The sequence below is a fragment of the Dissulfurispira sp. genome, from assembly GCF_036745535.1.
GTDB lineage: Bacteria > Nitrospirota > Thermodesulfovibrionia > Thermodesulfovibrionales > Dissulfurispiraceae > Dissulfurispira.
In genome coordinates this window covers 1-17,223 of the sequence record NZ_DAIOFX010000042.1, presented here as the reverse complement: position 1 = coordinate 17,223, position 17,223 = coordinate 1, and the positions used below count along the sequence as shown (strand labels likewise).

The 17,223-nt window shown below is 42.9% G+C and carries 20 protein-coding genes; 9 read left to right on the top strand and 11 right to left on the bottom strand.

The genetic code is table 11. From position 1 onward, the window contains the following. Positions 1-107 precede the first annotated feature (107 nt). The gene (locus V7L97_RS08140) at positions 108-860 is read right to left on the bottom strand and encodes a hypothetical protein (protein ID WP_333654923.1); all 753 of its coding nucleotides are present in this window, start codon (positions 858-860) and stop codon (positions 108-110) included. A gap of 356 nt (positions 861-1,216) precedes the next feature. Between V7L97_RS08140 and V7L97_RS08135 the strand changes: the two genes are divergently transcribed. Genes V7L97_RS08135 through V7L97_RS08125 form a run of 3 tightly spaced genes read left to right on the top strand, consistent with a single transcriptional unit; the run spans position 1,217 to position 2,968 of the window. Next, positions 1,217-1,720, top strand: coding sequence for an REP-associated tyrosine transposase (locus V7L97_RS08135; protein ID WP_333654920.1), 504 nt, complete (start codon positions 1,217-1,219; stop codon positions 1,718-1,720). A 40-nt stretch (positions 1,721-1,760) separates the two neighbouring features. Beyond that, on the top strand, positions 1,761-1,928 hold the full coding sequence (locus V7L97_RS08130) for a hypothetical protein (RefSeq protein ID WP_333654917.1): 168 nt from the start codon (positions 1,761-1,763) through the stop codon (positions 1,926-1,928). A 20-nt stretch (positions 1,929-1,948) separates the two neighbouring features. Continuing rightward, positions 1,949-2,968: a radical SAM/SPASM domain-containing protein gene (locus V7L97_RS08125; protein ID WP_333654914.1), complete on the top strand. Its 1,020-nt coding sequence runs from the start codon at positions 1,949-1,951 to the stop codon at positions 2,966-2,968. Here the strand turns inward: V7L97_RS08125 and V7L97_RS08120 are convergent, their stop codons facing one another. Beyond that, positions 2,969-3,196, bottom strand: coding sequence for a NifU family protein (locus V7L97_RS08120; protein WP_333654911.1), 228 nt, complete (start codon positions 3,194-3,196; stop codon positions 2,969-2,971). A 113-nt stretch (positions 3,197-3,309) separates the two neighbouring features. Between V7L97_RS08120 and V7L97_RS08115 the strand changes: the two genes are divergently transcribed. From V7L97_RS08115 to V7L97_RS08095, 5 genes are read left to right on the top strand one after another with little or no spacing between them, the layout of a single operon-like run. Then, entirely contained in the window at positions 3,310-3,798 is a 489-nt protein-coding gene (locus tag V7L97_RS08115; protein ID WP_333654908.1) for a Slp family lipoprotein, read from the top strand. Then, a complete protein-coding gene (locus tag V7L97_RS08110) occupies positions 3,783-4,877 on the top strand; it encodes an Sfum_1244 family protein (RefSeq protein WP_333654905.1) in 1,095 nt (364 codons plus the stop codon). Before V7L97_RS08115 ends, V7L97_RS08110 begins: the two co-directional genes overlap by 16 nt. A 20-nt stretch (positions 4,878-4,897) precedes the next feature. Next, on the top strand, positions 4,898-5,182 hold the full coding sequence (locus V7L97_RS08105; protein WP_333654904.1) for an ATP-dependent Clp protease adaptor ClpS: 285 nt from the start codon (positions 4,898-4,900) through the stop codon (positions 5,180-5,182). 23 nt (positions 5,183-5,205) lie between these two features. Beyond that, positions 5,206-5,811 carry a tetratricopeptide repeat protein gene (locus V7L97_RS08100; protein WP_333654903.1) on the top strand — a complete coding sequence of 202 codons (606 nt, stop codon included), beginning with the start codon at positions 5,206-5,208 and terminating at the stop codon, positions 5,809-5,811. 3 nt (positions 5,812-5,814) lie between these two features. Further along, positions 5,815-6,849 carry an ArsA family ATPase gene (locus tag V7L97_RS08095; RefSeq protein WP_333654901.1) on the top strand — a complete coding sequence of 345 codons (1,035 nt, stop codon included), beginning with the start codon at positions 5,815-5,817 and terminating at the stop codon, positions 6,847-6,849. A gap of 295 nt (positions 6,850-7,144) precedes the next feature. Here V7L97_RS08095 and V7L97_RS08090 read toward each other — a convergent pair whose 3' ends face one another. Further along, a complete protein-coding gene (locus V7L97_RS08090; RefSeq protein ID WP_333654899.1) occupies positions 7,145-7,312 on the bottom strand; it encodes a hypothetical protein in 168 nt (55 codons plus the stop codon). A gap of 45 nt (positions 7,313-7,357) precedes the next feature. On the opposite strand from V7L97_RS08090, the gene V7L97_RS08085 reads away from it, so the two are divergent. Then, positions 7,358-8,005 carry a hypothetical protein gene (locus tag V7L97_RS08085; RefSeq protein WP_333654897.1) on the top strand — a complete coding sequence of 216 codons (648 nt, stop codon included), beginning with the start codon at positions 7,358-7,360 and terminating at the stop codon, positions 8,003-8,005. Positions 8,006-8,217: 212 nt separating this feature from the next. On the opposite strand, the gene V7L97_RS08080 is transcribed toward V7L97_RS08085, so the two are convergent. From V7L97_RS08080 to V7L97_RS08045, 8 genes are read right to left on the bottom strand one after another with little or no spacing between them, the layout of a single operon-like run. Continuing rightward, the gene (locus V7L97_RS08080) at positions 8,218-9,111 is read right to left on the bottom strand and encodes a DNA integrity scanning protein DisA nucleotide-binding domain protein (protein ID WP_333654896.1); all 894 of its coding nucleotides are present in this window, start codon (positions 9,109-9,111) and stop codon (positions 8,218-8,220) included. A 17-nt stretch (positions 9,112-9,128) separates the two neighbouring features. Beyond that, positions 9,129-9,359, bottom strand: a complete 231-nt coding sequence (locus V7L97_RS08075) for a putative signal transducing protein (RefSeq protein WP_333654895.1) — start codon at positions 9,357-9,359, stop codon at positions 9,129-9,131. Next, positions 9,356-10,003 carry a fructose-6-phosphate aldolase gene (gene fsa / locus V7L97_RS08070; RefSeq protein WP_333654894.1) on the bottom strand — a complete coding sequence of 216 codons (648 nt, stop codon included), beginning with the start codon at positions 10,001-10,003 and terminating at the stop codon, positions 9,356-9,358. Before fsa ends, V7L97_RS08075 begins: the two co-directional genes overlap by 4 nt. Next, complete coding sequence (locus V7L97_RS08065) at positions 10,000-10,764, bottom strand: YkgJ family cysteine cluster protein (RefSeq protein ID WP_333654892.1); 765 nt, start codon at positions 10,762-10,764, stop codon at positions 10,000-10,002. Before V7L97_RS08065 ends, fsa begins: the two co-directional genes overlap by 4 nt. An 11-nt stretch (positions 10,765-10,775) precedes the next feature. Continuing rightward, entirely contained in the window at positions 10,776-11,984 is a 1,209-nt protein-coding gene (locus V7L97_RS08060; protein ID WP_333654890.1) for a (Fe-S)-binding protein, read from the bottom strand. Next, positions 11,977-12,765, bottom strand: coding sequence for an ATP-dependent sacrificial sulfur transferase LarE (larE, locus tag V7L97_RS08055; RefSeq protein WP_333654888.1), 789 nt, complete (start codon positions 12,763-12,765; stop codon positions 11,977-11,979). The genes V7L97_RS08060 and larE overlap by 8 nt, the downstream gene beginning before the upstream one ends. Beyond that, a complete protein-coding gene (locus tag V7L97_RS08050; RefSeq protein WP_333654886.1) occupies positions 12,762-14,270 on the bottom strand; it encodes an Rne/Rng family ribonuclease in 1,509 nt (502 codons plus the stop codon). Before V7L97_RS08050 ends, larE begins: the two co-directional genes overlap by 4 nt. Positions 14,271-14,295: 25 nt before the next feature. Further along, positions 14,296-16,845 (bottom strand): TIGR03960 family B12-binding radical SAM protein, encoded by a 2,550-nt coding sequence (locus V7L97_RS08045; protein ID WP_333654884.1) that lies wholly within the window; start codon positions 16,843-16,845, stop codon positions 14,296-14,298. Positions 16,846-17,223: the final 378 nt, after the last annotated feature.

Below are 17,223 nucleotides of genomic sequence, written 5' to 3'. Positions count from 1 at the left end.
TTGTAGCGATGTTATTTTGTCAAATAGGGCAGGCGCATTCACTGAGGGAGATAACGCCCCGGCTCACTGGTGCCGCGCGGTTTGCGGCATCCATGTGCAGCCGGTTGTTATCCATTCTTTGTATTTTTGATTTTCCATGCGAGATACCTTTGCAACTCATCATGGTGCGGATGAGATTGCAAACAACAAATCGCACCCCATGTTGTGCTGATGCATTTTACTGTCTTGCCGGTATAATTTTCTGTCACGTCATTGTTAAGGCCAACGCTAAGAACCACAAAATTATGAACTCCAGGGTACAATTTCGGAGCATATTTCTGTAAGAACTCAACTCGCAATTGAATTTGGTTTTTGTCTTTATTTTTCCCTTGGGCGGCGCCTAATGAAGATTTCCATTTTGCCTCACCAAGCACCAGAGTGTCATTTGTCAAAATTCCAAAATCAATTTCTGGTCCACTGGGGACAAGGTTGTCCGGATGTGGTATGCGCCTCCATAAATAAATCTCTGAACTTTCAACCGCTTCTGATTCCAGGTCAAGGGTCTGAAATAGCTCTGATATGAATTTGTTTCGTTTTTCAATTTGAGCGCGGGCAATGGTTCCGAACACGCTCCATGTGATTGCGTCCTCACTGTGGATGGACTGAAAATCTGAATAGTATCCGTTGAATTTCTGTAATTTTTCTTTCTCTTCTTCTGAAAAGGCTCTTGTTTGCCTACTTTGATAAAGCTTTTGAACTACTTCTGCGGGAGGCCATGGCTCGACCCCTGTAGTAACAAGATTGTCGTAAGGGTTTGCCAAAGCGATTACTCCTCCCTTACTCTTTAATATTTCAACCTCTTGTTGATTCCAGTTTTTCATGTTTTTGGCGGGAACATTCTCTTTTAAGTTTCTTCAACATATGATAGATTATTACGAAGTAAGGGTATAATAGTCAAGCAAAAAATCTTACAAAACAATTGAAAACAAGCACGGAATGCAATATAATAATGCCATGTTAATTCTTATATTGCTGAAACATGGTATTGCATATTGGGTATGTTAGAGTCATTTAAAAACTTTTTGTCATCAAAAGACAAAGTAAATGACAAGTATATTCCATTTTATTTGAAATGGGTTGCTGAAGGGTATCGATTTCTTGATATTCCATGCCATGCAAACTAAAGGGGACGGTTCTCTTTAATTGACAAAAGCAGCAGAAGATGATAATTTGAAACATGCCGAGGACAGCAAGAGTAGCTCCAAACGAGCATGTATATCATGTTCTGACAAGAGGGAATAACCGTCAGGATGTATTTGAAGATGAGGAAGATTTCAGGAAGTATCTGGAACTACCTCTTCGCTATAAAGAGAAATACCAGTTCAAGCTGTATCACTACGTTCTAATGACAAACCATGTGCATTTGGTAATTGAGCCGTTAGAAGGCGGGGGAAGTTTATCTGAAGTAATGAAGGGGATTAACCTTGCCTACGCCCAGCATTATAAACGCAAGTATAGCCATACGGGACATTTCTGGCAGGACAGATACAAAAGCATCATCATTTCAAAAGACGAGTATCTGCTTGCCTGTGGCAGCTATGTAGAACTGAATCCGGTACGGGCAAAGATAGTGGAAGACCCGAAGGATTATGCATGGAGCAGCTATAGGGCATATGCCTATGGAAAGAGGGATATGCTTGTCGATGAGCATCCTAATCTACCTGCAGTTGTCGGGGGATGAAGGGGAGCGGAAGAGGAAGTATAGAGAATTCGTAAGAGGTATGCTCAAAGAAAAAGAGGCAATGAAGGGTGAGATGGACAAGAGGATAGTGTATGGTAGTGAGAGTTTCGTGCAGGAGACAATGACGGCGTATAAGATTTCTGAAAAGATAAAGCAAATGGGGAGACAAAGGGGCTGGAGGAAAAATAAAGAGAACCGTCCCCTTTAAGGTACTTACAGTTCTGAATTATGCAAAATGTTTTTGAAAAAGAATTGAGAAAAGCCGACAACGACAGCCGGGATAAAGAATGGCAGTCCCTCTCTCTGGGCAGTTTGACCCGCCTTCCCTATCCTTCAAACCTGATACTGGATATACATTCTTACTGCAATGCATCCTGTAAGACATGCCCTTACCATGACCTGTCAAAAGATTTAACCATGGGCATAATGGAGGAGAGCCTCTTTAAAAAGATCATAGATGAATTTTCTTCCATCGCCAAAAAATATCCTATACGCGGGCATGTGTTGTTCTGCAATATGGGTGAACTGTTCATAGACCCGAATGTCTTTGAGAAAATTTCCTATGTACTCAACTCCGGCTTGAAACTGGTCATCCAGACAAATGCCTTTCTATTGACGCCGGAACGTACCGACAGATTAATCTCCACCGGCTTTCAGGGCCCGATTTACATAAGCTGCCACGGCATTACCCCCAAGGTTTACAGGCAAGTAATGGGATTGGATATCAATAAAACACTTAAGAATATTGATTATTTAATAGAACATTATCCGAAGGAACGCATTCAGATACGCGCCATTCCTTACAAATGGCCGATTGGAGAGGTGATTAAGGTAAAAAGATACTGGAAAGAAAAGGGCATACGCGTAAAGATATTCCTGCCCAATTCCCGCACCGGCCTCGTGCCTGACTGCTCTTCATGGAACCTGAAATATCCCGGCGAAAAACTTAAAGGATGCAAAAAGACCCTGCCATTGAGAGACATGGTAGTAAGCTTCGATGGAGATGCTGTCCTGTGCTGCGAGGATATGGGAAGAAGGGCTGTCCTTGGCAACCTAAAAGAGAGCTCCGTTCAGGAGGTCTGGAACTCTGAAAGGGCAAAGGACATCCTCGAAAAGATCTTCCTGGGAAAGCCGAGCGAGCGGGATTTCATATGCAAGACATGCGAATTCGGGGTCTCAACGCCTCTCAAGAAGATTATCAGGACCATAGACAATGAATGGCACCGCCTCCTGAAGTGCTATCTGTAGTTAAACCGCCTCAACAGCCTTTAATTCAGGAATAGCCTTTTTCATTTCCGCCTCTATACCGCCTTTTAGTGTCAGTATGGACATTGGGCATGTACCGCATGCGCCAACGAGTTTCACCTTGACGATGTTCTCGTCGGTTATATCCACAAGCTCCACATCACCGCCGTCCCTCCTGAGATACGGCCTTATCCTGTTTATCACCTCTTCAACCTTTGTCCTGTCAAGCATGACAACCTCCTTTTGATAGTTTCTATCTATATTTTTAAACAAAAACAAAAAACATAAATGATTTAAATCATACCAGACTCCATAAGGGAAACAAAAAGGTTTATAATAGATGTATGAAACGATTAGGCATTCTGTCTTTAATCCTTCTGATACTATTAATCTCCGGCTGCGCCCATGTGGTGTCCCAGGAGTTAAGGGACAGGGCTGAAAAGGAGATATCACCAATCGATGTCATGAAAGACCCTGATGCATACAAAGGAAGGACTGTCATCCTCGGCGGTGTTATTGCCAGTTCAATAAATATGAAGGAAGGCACTTATATCGAAGTGGTTCAGAAACCTCTGGGCTATCGCGGAAGGCCTGAGGATACGGATATATCCCACGGCAGGTTTATCATTTTGTACGAAGGCTATCTCGATACCGCCATTTATTCCCAGGGGAGGGAGGTAACCGTGGCAGGGGAAGTGATGGGCAAGATGGTGCGTCCCCTCGGCCAGATACAATACCAGTACTTATTGATAAAGAGCAAAGAACTCCATATATTTGAGCCTCGATACGGCGTGCCTATAAGGTTTGGAATAGGGATATGGCACACGTTTTAAACAAACCTATCCCTATAAACACTCTCATTGATGACATAAAGTTCAACTGTGAAGTCTCTGATGCAAAATACTGGGGACATTTTTCCATATGCGGACTCTTGATGCGCCTGCGAGACCTTTACAGGTCAGAGCATAATTTAAAACCATGGGGACATATAAACAGGCAGGCAATATCAGAATGGATATCTCAAAAAGAGAATCTCTGGAAGGATCTCGAAGATAAAGATTTTAGAGATTTAATCATAAACGGACAGCGTTACCATCCATTCGAGGTCTTCGATATTAATCAGATTTTAAAAGATTATGGCCTTGTTTATGGCGCCGGCTACGGGCTTTATATGAAGCCAACATTTTTCCTTGCAGAACTATTATCGAAAAAAGAGATGTATGACTACACGATCTATACAACAAAGCAGGAATATGTGCGGGATATTTTCTCCTCAGCCGCCATGCTCCAGGGAAGGTGCATATTCTTGAGGCTCGAACCTCTAAAAACACTCCTCTGGGAAAAGTTTCTGGACTTCAGGGCAAAGGGCGACACTGCCCGTGGCTATGCATTTCCAATGTCGGGATTCAAACCCGATGAAGATATGGATGAGAACTTTGAGAAAAGACTGGACGAGCTGGCAGACAGATACTCTTCTGTTCTGCTGTATCATGAGCTTGGAGAGGCGATAGAGGACATTCCTGACTGGCATGACATCCTTATAAAAACTGAGGATAGAAATATAGAATATTTCCTGAGGGCGCTGAAAGATTTGATTTCCGACACATCTGACTACGGGCCTTTAAAAAGGATTGTTGATACTAAGGACAATGTTTCCCTTGTCCTGTTTGTTGCCTTTCTGGAAGGATACCGCAAGACCATGTATCCTGAAATAAAAGAGGTATTCACCAAATTTATCGGCAAAGAAGACTGGAATTTGATAGATGATATAAGAATATCCGGACATACAAGATTTGTGCTCCTCAGGAAAAAGGCTGTCGAGGCATATAAGACATGCGGTTCTAAAGAAGATATTGCAAAAAGGATAAAAGAACTTATAGAAGCCGACACCGGCATGTCTCACCGTAGATAATGACTGTGATATAATTCTATATGGCTGACGAAACTAAAACCTCTGTACTGGATTATCCCTCAACATTTGTAATAGAGCCGTGGAATGTCATCCTCCTGAATGACGACTGGCATACATTTGACGAGGTGATCCTGCAGCTCGTCAAGGCCATAAAGTGCAGTCCTCAGAAGGCATTAGGGATCGCACTCGAGGCGCATACAACCGGAGAGGCTGTTTGTTACTCAGGGCCAAAGGAGCGATGCGAGCACGTGGCATCCATACTCGAAGAAATAGAACTCGGGGTGAGAATAGAAAGGGCAGTTTAAAAATCAAATAAATGGAGATGGATATGAGAAAGTCAAAAATCATTCTTTTGTTATTAAGCATGTTTATTGCTTTTACGGCTTTAATCGCCGAAGGGGCAGATATCACGGTTTATTTCAACAGGGGCAACAGTTATTTCAATGATGGCAAATACGACAGGGCTATCAGAGAATACGATATGGTCATTTCCGAAGACCCGAATTTTACCGATGCCTATTACAACCGCGGCCTCGCATATTACAGAAAGGGGAATTATGACGAGGCAATTTCGGATTTCAATAAGGTAATAGCTACAGAGCCGAAGGATGCTGATATTTATCATCTCCGCGGCCTTGCATACTATAAGAAAGGCAACTACAACAAGACTATCGAGGATGAGACCAAGGCCATTGCAATAAATCCCAATTTCGCCGATGCGTATCACAACCGCGGCATTGCCTATGCTAAAAAGGGACAGTATGATAAGGCAATTGAGGATTATAACAAGGCTATCTCCATAAGGCCGAATTATATGGAGGCTTATTTTTCCAGAGGTGTTGCCTATACAAGAAAGGCATCCTCGGATTTCAAGAAGGCATGCGAGATGGGGATGCAGTACGCATGCGACAACCTGAAGCAGCTTTCCGAATGATCAATGAACCACAGACCCCTTATCCTTTTCGGCGGCAAAGGCGGAGTTGGCAAGACCACCTGTTCTGCTGCCGTGGCAGTACAACTGGCATTCTCGGGCCAGAAGACCATTATCATCACATCGGATATGACCCCTTCCCTCTCCGATATACTTGAAGAAGATATAGGCGATACTATCAGGGCAGTGGATAAAAATCTCGATGCCATCGAGATAAGTCAGGACTCAATCATGGACAGATGGAAAAGGAAATTCGGCCCTGATTTTTATGACATCCTGTCCCATCTCATAGATGTGGAAGGCCTGGACAGCGAATCAAGACATCAACTCCTCGATTATATCGGCTCTGCTCCTTCATTGAGAGAGGAGACCATGCTCGACCTCATCGTAGACATAGCTAAAAGCGGCAAATACGACAGGATTGTCTGGGATACCTCGCCTGCAGGAGAGACATTAAACCTCATCAATATGCCGAAATACATAAGAAGGCATCTCAGGGCAGGCGCAAGGGTCTTTGAGGGGCTTGATAAGATAGGCAAGCAGATTATCGGCAAGAGGTCTATTGCGGATATCATGGATGAATGGATCCTCATATCAGAAGGCATCTCCAATTTTATCCATGAAAAGTCAACATTCATCATCGTTGCCAATCCAGAGTCCCTCGTTGTCAAACAGGTGCACAGAATCATGGATACCCTCAGATGCTACGATATCGATATCCACGGCATGATAATAAACAGGGTCATAGAAGATGCAGACTCTGAATCGCTCAAGGTCATGAGGAAAATTCAAGAGAAATACCTTTTGTCCATGTCTATTAACAATGTTACAAGTTTTCTCCGCATTCTAAATGGCGTCAAACCTGACAAATGTAAATTCATTACACCCACTGAAGAGGAAGTTTTTGAAGAGCCATGGAAACACTGCGTTGGAGTTGATAGTGCCAATTTTGATACCATTATTGAATCTTCGCATATAATACCATTTGCGAAAGAGGAGATATTAAAGTCATATCAAAACAAATATGATTCTGGAAGCTAACAACCCAATCGTGTGGACGGCGAATAGCTGCACAGTTCAGGCGTTATATTTGATATGAGACAAGGTACAATTTTCACGCTTAATGCTCGCGGCAATATATTCTTAGAGGTAGCGCAGAGCTATTTAGGGCTAAGCCATCAGCAAATGTTTGGTGAAATAAACGGTTTGTTTCGACAACTATTGGATGTTCTGGCCGCAAAAAATATTAAGTATGGGAATCTTAAGAATACTCTGATACCAAATCCAGATAGAAACGAAGGGGTTTTTTGTCTTCGATTCCTCGAAAATTGAATCATCATGGTATGGCATAGAGATATTTGAACAAATTATCCCTATATTTGATAAGCGTAGCAGCCATAGCGTGCTTTGCGGCGACTATATTGGTGACAACAAGCTGCAAGATAGACTTTTTGAAGAATTTTGTAGGAATGTCAAACCGGTTAGGCATTGTGATTACAAACATAGCAGCCAATTCTTCTTGGTTTATATAAATAATCTCTCAGATAAAATGGTCACAACGTTCAGAAACAACTTATCCCGCTATGAGCCATATGTGAGCTTTATAGATTTGAACTTCTCCTCTTTCATGAAGACATACCTTTCTATTATCCTTTGCCATAGCTTCATTAAACACCAAAACGACATAATCATGGGGCATGAGGATGATTGGGACAACGATGAGAATGTCAATATGCTTGGTTATCCATTCGAGGAACATGGTTACGTTTGCAAAAGCATACAGTCAATAATGTATGGGGTTTTCCTTTCTTACAAAATAGAACGGGCTGTTTTCAAAGGCTTTGAGAGTAATACCGTTTTTTCAATCAACGCCATTACCCCTAATGTCCTTGCAATAACCGATTTTGATATTCTCATAGAAGACAATAAACTTCGGTATCTGACAATTAATAAGGAAGGCAAACTTAAAAAGGCTTGCCTAATAAATTGTGACAAGAAAGAAATTGAAAAACTAATCAGAGAGAAAATAAGCAGCAATTACATTTACAATCTTGTGTATCTGAGCGAATACAACACAATCAAGTTCAATATTTTAATAGAGATGAGGGCCCGTGATACCGGACAGCTCATAAAACTTACGTTATCGCTTGAATACAAACCAGAGGAAAAACTTCTCAGATTAATCACAATGTATTAATGATATAACAACGGCGTCGACCATACGCTGGATAGTTCTGGCACGATCTTCATTAGAGCACGATTTCCCGCGCTGGTTAAAGCCCTCGTTATGCACTGAGGGAAACAAAACAAAATGCCTAAACCTCTGAATATGTTGAATCCATTTTTTCAGAGAACTTCCTTTAACAATGCCTTCTTGTATGACGCATAACGTCGCTGTTGGTTTCGAAACTACACCAATCTCCTGCTTATTACCGGCTCGAGTGTCGATATAATATGCCCTTTTTCAAAGATGGTCACTCTTCCTGTACTTTCGGATACCACGACCGAAACAGCCTTTGTCATGCGTGTTATCCCTGCTGCAGCCCGGTGCCTTGAGCCCAGTCCCCTGAGCTGCTTTGTAACAATGCTCCTCGCATCGAGGTGCCTTCCTGCTGCCTCGACAACCCCTGCATCCGAAATCACAAATGCCCCATCCAGTTTTGCAAGTTCCTTTATGCTCTCCACCACTTCAGGCCGGGTAATTATTCTTTCGCTCTTTGGATATCCCTTAAAAGGATTAAATACAGCCTGATGGGATAATTTGAGGACACTTTCCGCATCTCCAATCACAAATGTTGTACCTACCGGTTTGCCTTCCCTTCCAAGCGCACCGATGTCCAGTGCAATATCAACAACAGCCATGATGATGTTAAATGCCTTGTGGGTAACGAGAGGCTGCGGCTCGAATGGGAAGTCCTCGCTCCATGAAAGGGCAAGGTCATGTATAGTAACTGTATCAAGATGGCTCTTACCCCAAGGGCCGAGAACGCAGACGACTTTGCTGTCTGTATGAATGATATCCTGCAGGACTCCGTGGAGAAAGGCATACTTGATGCGGGAGAAGCGGCTCTGATTGCCCGCCCAGCTTCTTATTATCTCTACGCCGGCGTCCTTGAGTTCCGGTTCGGGAATATCCAGTGTCTTTGGGATTACAAGCACGACATTGTCTTTTGCTGCAAGTCCTGATTTTAAAAACCACCGGCACTCCTGTGCTGTATTTAAAAAGAGAAAGAGCTTATGGCTTTTAGTCTCGCTTACCAGATTCAATGCACTTTCTATAATCGAAATTCTCTGATCCTTCATAAATCAAATATATCATATTATTCGGAATTATCATTATTCCTTCCCTCTATGACCTTTTCTGCTGTTTCCTTATCCTCTTCTCTTACTAAGACCTTTATCTCTCCCATTTTGCTGATATTCACAGGATATGGACTCACCTTTGATGACCTCAAGACCACGGGTATTCCGCCGCTTTCCAGCAGGTCTTTTATTATCTCTGCCTCAATAGGGTCATAAGTAACAAATACCACGACCCATTCATCGCTCATTTGCCTTTTACCTTCTCCCAATCCTTTAAAAACTTTTCTATCCCTATATCCGTCAACGGATGCCTGGCGAGCTGAGAGATTACGCTGTAAGGGATTGTGGCAATATCGGCGCCCATCTTTGCTGCCTCCACAACATGGAGCGGATTCCTTATGCTCGCGACTATCACCTCAGTATCAAAAAAGTAATTCTCATAAATATCCTGGATATCGGCTACCAGATCCATTCCTATATGACTTATATCATCGAGCCTTCCGACAAAAGGGCTCACATACGTGGCTCCTGCCTTTGCAGCAAGCAGTGCCTGGCTTGCAGAGAATATGAGCGTAACATTGGTCTTAATGCCTTCTGCCGAAAGCCTTTTGACAGCCCTCAGTCCATCTTCGGTCATGGGTATCTTGACCACAATGTTTTCATGTATCTTAGCGAGTTCCTCTGCCTCTTTAACCATTTCATCAGCCTTTAAGCTTACTGTCTCTGCGCTGATCGGGCCGTCGACAATACTGCATATCTCCTTCAAAAGACCGATCGGCTCCCTCTTTTCCTTTGATATAAGGGATGGATTTGTGGTTACTCCGTCAATAACGCCGAGTTCCCATGCCTTTTTAATCTCTTCAACATTTGCTGTGTCGATAAAAAATTTCATTTTTCTTCCTCCCCTTCTTTTATTGGCTTTAGCGGCAATAAAATATATTCGTCTCCATCCTTTTCAACCTTAAAACCGAATTCATTAATAGTATCCGCCAGAGGCCTTCCAAGTATCAAATCCATTGCGGTCGATGGAACATTAAACTTCTCCTCAAGAAACGGCCTTATATATGTATCGTACTGCAGCATATCCATTATATCTTCAACAGCATCCTCTCTTCCTTCTGCCAGCCTGTCAAATGCATCCGAGAGTTTTTTATATGAACACTTTTCTTCATGCTTCTTTATGACCTCCATAAGCAAATCGATGGAGCCGAAGATATCGCTCCTCTTTAAAGCCTTTTCTTCAAGTCCGCTCATGAGGTTTTCCGGCGCCCAGCACTTATATGCCCTGCATTGAAAAGGTCTGTTTTCGTATATGCTGCATCCTTCATTATCCTTATAAAATACGCATACAGACGTCCTGTCTTTATCCTTAATCTTAACAAGCTCTACAAATGACTCATATATATTGCCGTCTCCCTTAGACCTTACACGCTCTCCATCTCTTATTGTGTATGTATTTTCATGAGACAGCACGCCAGATACAAAAAGGGACATGTCTGCCTTCATTAATGAAGGACTGCTTTCACTGCAGCACTTGCCGCAGCGGATGCAGCTTGTCCTTTTATTAAACCTCATCTTCTGAGGCTTATCACTATTTTCAAGCCCCTGCGGCGTGAGGATTTCGAGTTTGTTTTTCACATTTTTATCTTTCATTGTCATCTCATTTAATTGCATGCCTTTATTCTTATACATTCATTTATAACTTCGGCTATATGTTTTACCGGCCTGTCTTTGATCCTGCTCCTGAGCTGGAGTATGCAGTTCGGACATGATGTGACAATCATATCCGCCCTTTTGTATTCTTCAATCCTTTTTTCGAGGATGCACTCGGAAAGCTCCTGATATAATAACCTAAACGTGCCGCCAAATCCACAGCAGCCCCTTTCCGAATCCATAAGATGAAATCCCATGGACCTCAATATCTGCCTCGGCTCGACACTCACATCCAAACCGTAAATGGAATGGCACGGGTCGTGATAACTCACTTTTGAGGGCTGAGGGCTGAAGGCTGAAGGCTGAAGTTTACCAAAAAACTGCGATACCTCAACAGCATTGTCTATTCCGTCTCCAATAAGGCTTCTATACCTGTTTTTTATGGAATCAATGCAGGTTGGACAGAGTCCGATGACAGCCTCCACGTTCAGTTTCTTGAAGGCATTCATATTCCTCTCTGCCATTTCAGCAGCATCCTCTCTACGTCCGAGTCCCATCAGCGGCGCACCACAGCATACCTCTCCTTTTGGGAGGACGACATCATAGTTCATTGCATTCAGGCTCTCTATCAATGACCTTCCTATATTGGGATAAATGAAATTAACACTGCAGCCCGCAAAGATCGCAATCCTTCCCCTGGGCTTTGATACCCTAAAAATAGACATCCCGTCCCTGAGTGCAGAATCAGGAAGAGTTACATCCATCCTCTTTATTGCACTGAAGGGATAGATTCGAAAAACAGGAAGCATCTCGTTTATGGTCTCAAGGAATTTTAAAACCCTGAAGGAATTCGATGCCTTCTTGAGCCCGAGCCTTATGCCAAGGCCCAAAAACCTTCTCTTTTTATTGAAACCCCTGAGGCGGTTTCTGGCCTCATACATGGCATCCGTTACATTAATCCCAAGCGGGCATAGCTTATTGCACGCTCCGCAGAGCATGCAGCTGAATATCCTCTCATCCAGTTTCTTCGACGGTTCTAGTTCTCCTTCGTAAAATTTCTCTAAGAGAACAACCCTGCCTCTGGCGCTCATCCCCTCTGTTACATCTTCGATATAAGTCGGACATAATGCCTTGCAACTGCCGCACCGCACACATGCATCAGAAGACAGAGAACAGAAAACAGAGGACAGATTATTATCTGACTTCTGCGTCTTATCCATTGAGCTTTCCGCTTCTGAAACCTTCAAGGTCAATAGTTACATACTTAAATCCAATCTTTTTAAACTCATTTGTGATAGACTCTCTTAATTCTTTATTGAACAACCTGTCAATCTCATCAGCCCTTAGCTCTATCCTTGCCATGTCATTATGACTTCTGACCCTTAATTCAGTGAAACCGAGATTTTTGAGAAACTCTTCCGACATCTCAACCCTCTTTAGTGCATCCTTTGTAATTGCCACCCCGTATGGGAATCTGGATGAAAGGCACGGAGATGCAGGCTTTGACCATGTGGGAAGTCCCATTGCCTTTGAAAGTTCCCTGATTTCATCCTTTGATAAACCGGCCTCAACGAGAGGGCTCCTCACGCCGTGTTTAACTGCTGCCTGTCTCCCTGGCCTCCAGTCCGAAAGGTCAGCGGAATTACTGCCGTCAATAACATACCTGTAACCTTCTGTTCTGGCTGTATCTAAAAGTTTGGAGAAGAGTTCGTCCTTGCAATAAAAACACCTGTCTCTATGATTGCTCACAAAATCTGGATTGGACATCTCATCGGTTTTAATAACCCTGTGGCTTATGCCGATGAGTTTTGCCATATCTTCGGCGAATCTCAACTCGCTCTCCGGCATGGTCTCCGAATATGCTGTAACAGCAAGGGCATGAATGCCGGATTCTTTTACTGCCTTAAGAAGGAATGTACTGTCAACGCCGCCAGAAAAAGCAAGGACAACAGACTGCATCTCTTTAAGAACAGACAGGAGTTTTTCAAACTTATCATTCATAAAACCGTGATTTCGTAGTTTTCCTGATGGAGGTTCACATCCTCCTTCACTATAACTTTTATGCCATATATATTCTCGACATCTTCAATGCCATGCCTCTCCTCGTCCGACAGAAGGTCTGCAACTGCAGGATTCGCCTTTATCATAGCCGTTGTGTTGTGTGGCAGGTTCATTTTCTTGAGTTTTCTGAATATCTCATATGCGACTGTCCGTGCTGATTTGACAAAACCCTTGCCCTCGCAGTAAGGACACTGTTCGCACAGCACCCTGCCGAGGCTCTCCCGTACGCGCTTCCTCGTCATCTGTATGATGCCAAGCTCGGAGAGGTTGTAAATGGTATTCTTTGCCCTGTCCTTTTTCATGGCATCAACAAAGGCGCTGAAGACCTTTTCCCTGTTTTCCAATTTTTCCATATCGATGAAGTCTATTATGATTATGCCTCCTAAATTTCGGAGCCTTATCTGGTAGGCGATCTCTTTAACAGCCTCGAGGTTTGTCTTCAATATTGTATCCTCAAGGCTTTCCTTTCCCACAAACTTTCCTGTGTTCACATCGATAACCGTCATTGCCTCTGTCTGGTCTATAACTATATATCCTCCGGATTTAAGCCATACCCTTCTGCCGAGTGCCCTCGATATGTCCAGCTCTATGCCGAATGCATCGAATATGGGTTCCCTGCCTTCGTACAACTCTATCCTGTCAAGCAGTCTCGGGAAGTAATTTCCGGCAAATTCTTTTACCCGCTCATACTCTTCAGGGGAGTCTATTACAAGCCTTTCCACATCCTGGCCCATAAAATCCCTTACACTCCTGAACACAAGATCGAGATCGCTGTATATAAGGCATGGTGCGGACATTTTTTCCTTCTTTTTCTGGATATTATCCCAGAGGAGCATCAAAAATTCGAGGTCTTTCTTTATCTCGTCGATTGTGGCGTCTTCGCTGGCAGTCCTCACAATCAGGCCAAAACCCTTAGGCTTTATTTCTGTGGCCATTGCCTTGAGCCGTGCACGGCTCTCTTCATCCTCAATCCGCCTAGAGATTCCCACATGCTCCACATTAGGCATAAGGACTATATATCTGCCTGGAAGGGTAATGTATGAGGTAACACGGGCGCTCTTTGTACCAATGGGGTCTTTTGAGACCTGAACAGAAAGCTCCTGACCTTCCTGCACTATCTCCTCTATCGACAGAGCCTTTTCCATATGGGCTGCCTTTGGATATAACTCCAGTTTTTCTGCCTCGGTATCTAAAAAGGCAGTATAATACTCCTCCATCTCTGTCATGATATCAGCCACATATAGAAAAGCTGCCTTTTCAAGACCGATGTCAACAAATGCGGACTGCATGCCCGGAAGTATCTTTATAATCTTTCCCTTATAGATATTCCCCACAAGGCTTGCACCCCTTTTCCTTTCTATATAAAGCTCAACAACCTGCCCCCCTTCAAGAAGTGCAACCCTGCTCTCTTCCCTCGTTGCATTGATCACAAGTTCGCTCGTCATAACGGCTAATCTCTCTTTCCTCGGGTCATAGTGGTTCTACCCATTCATTATTCCAGCCATAAAGGGCTGTTCTTGTTATTTGCAGTTCATTCATATTCATTCCGAATATCGCCTCGGCAATCTCTCCGATTCTAACTTTAATATTATCACTATCTCTGAGAATCAATGTAGCAACTAATCCATCCTCTGAAAGCCTTATATCCTCTATGCATGGCGATATATCGACATCCTTGCCGTCTCGCTGAACGATAAAAGAGGCTATAGGCGATAGGCTATGGGCGATAGGCAAATCTTTTATATTCACTGTCTTTAACTTATCGCCTATAGCCTCTTGCCCATTGCCTCTTATCACATATTCATATCTCTTAATAAAGTTGTTCAATGAAGGAGCATCCATTGGAATTACTTTCATCTTATTTATCCTTATTCCTCCGTCATCCACGACAGGCATGCTGGCATTCAATTCCTTTATATAGAATTCTATATCAAAGGGGGTAAAAACCTCCATATCAAAGAATTCCCTTTCGCCTGCAACACCGACGCTCAGTGGAGGGCCAAAGGAAACCTTTGGAGATGGATGAAAACCCTTTGAGAAGTCAAAGGGTACAGACGCCCTTCTCAATCCTCTAAGTATAGCAGTTACCAACTCAAGATGGGAAAGATAACGCAGTTTGCCTGTCTTTGAGAACTGAACGCGGACTCTTATTTTTTGATGGTGAATGGGTGAATGTGTGGATGGGTAAATGGTTTGATGTTCAGAAGACAAATTTAACTCACAAACTGACCGATTCCCCGATTCACCAAATTCTCTGCATTTTAATCCGCAGGCAGTGCAGACCTTTCTGCAGTCCTGCGTCCTTTCTTCTGATAATGCCCTTTCGTATTCTCTATATAAAAAATCCTTTTTTATTCCTGTGTCTATGTTATCCCAGGGAAGGCTTTCATCTTTGCCAAAATTCCTTTGTGCATAGAATGCGCCGTCTATTCCTGTCATGTCCATTGCATCAAGCCATTTATTGAGATCAAACATTTCAGACCACCCATCCAGCCTGCAGCCCGATCCCCATGCCTTCTCTATAAGTAGTGAAAGTTTTTCGTCTCCTCGTGAGAATACAGCCTCAAGAAAACTCATGTGTTCGTCATGCCCTTTGTATTTGAATTTTTTGCTGCTCAGCACATCCTTCAGATATTTTTGTTTCCGTTTTATCTCATCAAGACATATCTGTCCATACCACTGAAATGGCGTGTGGGGCTTTGGAACAAAGGGAGAAACCGTTATGCTTATGTTTACAAATCTTCCAGTATTCTTCTTTGCCATGTGCAGGGCTTTCATAGCCATGCCCTTGATTGCCTCTATGTCTTCATCCGTTTCTGTAGGAAGGCCTATCATAAAATAGAGCTTAAGACTCAGCCAGCCCTCATTAAAAAGTGCCTTTAATGCATTCTCATAATCATCATCGCTGAAATCTTTGTTTATAACGCTCCTCAATCTCTCAGTAGCTGCCTCAGGAGCCATGGTAAAACCGGTTTTTCTTATTGACTTTATCTCCTTCAATACATCCTGATTCACAGCACCAACCCTCAGGGATGGCAGCGAGATCGCTATCTTTGATTCACCGAACCTCCTGTTGCATTCTCTTATCACGCCGAGGAGGTGGCTATAATCACCGGCACTCAGGGAGGTGAATGATACTTCATCATAACCTGTGTTTATCAGCGACTCTTCAACAATTCTCAATACATTCTCTGGACTTCTCTCCCTCAAAGGCCTGTAGATCATTCCTGCCTGACAAAACCTGCAGCCCATTGTGCATCCCCTCGAGACCTCGATATTTATCCTGTCATGGACAATGGATGCATAAGGCAAAACAGGCTTTACAGGATACGGCGCATTATCGAGACTTGAAACAAATCTCCTTTTCACGCTCGATTCGGATTTATGAATAGATGGCACAAAAAAACCTTCAAGCTTGGAAATCTCTTTCAGTATCGTTTCCCTTTTTTCGTCACCGCTAAGTTTCCACTGCCTTACAGCATCCACCAGTTCCACAATTGCGTCCTCACCGTCACCGATTAGAAAGACATCGATAAAGGCAGACATCGGCGCCGGATTAACCGTGCACGGGCCTCCGGCTATCACAAGTGGAAAATCCTTTTTTGCATTAAACCTATCTCCTCCAAATCTATCTTCTGCTTTGAGAGGAATGCCTCCGAGATGGAGCATATTTAAAACCGTTGTGTACGACAATTCATACTGAAGGCTGAAACCGACGATGTCAAAATCTTTTAGCGGTGCATGCGATTCAAGTGATGAAAGGAGGACATTATTCCTCCTCATGTATTCTTCGAGGTCTGTCCATGGAGAAAAAAAACGCTCGGCAGAAGCATGGGGCAATCGGTTAATTACATCATAGAGGATCTTTAATCCGAGATGCGACATCCCGACTTCATAAACATCCGGGAAACACAATGCAACGCTTACATTTCCGGGAAATTTTTCATGAAATTTTTTCCCGTATGAATTAAGCTCACTATTTATATAACGGCTTGGCTTCTGGAAGGAAGAAAGATTCACTTTTTAAAATACCATGCAAAAAGAAGTTTAGGCAAGAAACGGAAATAACATCCCCATAAAAACATTAGACTCTGTAGATATACAGAGCCTAATGTTTATCACCACTGTTAAATAAAAATTATGTAATTCTTATTTCTTAGCGGTGGTTTTCTTTGCTGGCTTTTTTGCTGTTGTCTTCTTTGCTGCTGCCTTCTTTGCTACTGCCATTTTCATTCCTCCTTAAAATTTTGTTTTAGAAAATATCACATCTGTCCAAAATAGATTTTAGAAAGACCTCCGATTCAGGTAGTATAGAATTGTAAAAAACATATAAACCCGAACCTGAGGAAAGCATGAATAAGTTTAGCAGTATTTTTGGACAAATTCTACAAATATTTT